General features: G+C 67.9%; 1 pseudogene. It reads left to right on the top strand.

What is annotated here, in order from left to right:
- Nucleotides 1–106: 106 nt before the first annotated feature.
- Nucleotides 107–913 (top strand): annotated as a pseudogene (locus ABD297_RS23570) (IS481 family transposase); the annotation flags it as partial.
- Between the last annotated feature and the right edge of the window lie 170 nt (nucleotides 914–1083).

The following is a 1083-nucleotide window of genomic DNA, read 5'->3' as shown; positions in this document are numbered from 1 at the left end:
CTAGGTGTACTCGGCCTGGACGTTGGTGACGGGTAGGCGTTGACGATGAGGAGAACCTCCGGGTGAGGTGTGGAGTGTCTAAGTCCCGCACCGCCCGGAGGTTCTCGTGTCCCACGCTAACGCCCGTCTCAACATTCATGGTCGACGACTGCTGGTCGACCGAGTCCGCCGCCAGGGGTGGGCGGTGGCGCATGCTGCGAAGGCGATGGGCATCTCCCGGCAGTGCGCGCACCGGTGGATCGCGCGGTTCGACGCCGAGGGCGAGGCCGGGCTGGGTGATCGGTCCTCGCGACCCCACTCGAGCCCGCGCCGCACCCCTGCGGCGGTGGAGGCCGCGGTCATCGCGGCCCGACACGAGCACCGGCGCGGGCAGGACTGGCTCGGACCCGAGCTGGGCATGCCAGCGCGCACCGTCAGCAGGGTCCTACGCCGCCACCACACGCCCTACCTGCGGACGCTGGACCCGCTGACCGGTGAGGTGATCCGCTCCAGCAAGACCACCGCGGTCCGCTACGAACGCGACCGCCCCGGCGAGCTGGTCCACGTCGACGTCAAGAAGATCGGGCGCATCCCCGACGGCGGCGGCTGGAAAGCTCACGGCCGCTCGATGGGCTCGACCTCCGCGAAGAAGAAGGCCCGGATCGGCTACGACTACGTGCACTCCATGGTCGATGACCACTCACGCCTGGCCTACAGCGAGATCCTGCCCGACGAGAAAGGCGCCACCTGCGCCGCGTTCATTCTGCGCGCCGCGGAGCACTTCGCCGGCCACGGCATCACCACCATCGAGCGGGTCATCACCGACAACCACTTCAGTTACCGGCACAGCACCGACGTCAAGAACGCGATGACCGCGCTCGGAGCCACCCACAAGTTCATCAAGCCGCACTGCCCGTGGCAGAACGGGAAGGTCTGTGAACATCAAGAGCGGCGCTGCACCGGCCCGGTCTGACCCCGGCCAAGGTATGACCACGGTGTCCTGCGTTCGATTTGTCGGCCGGATCGGTGCAGCGTCATGGTGCGCGCCGGCCAGGCGGAACTGACCTGATAGGAGCTTGGACTAGAAGCCCCGTCACAGACCTG

Source organism: Terrabacter carboxydivorans, assembly GCF_039532035.1.
In the GTDB taxonomy this organism is placed as follows: Bacteria; Actinomycetota; Actinomycetes; order Actinomycetales; family Dermatophilaceae; genus Terrabacter; species Terrabacter carboxydivorans.
This window is presented reverse-complemented; position numbering and strand designations above follow the sequence as displayed.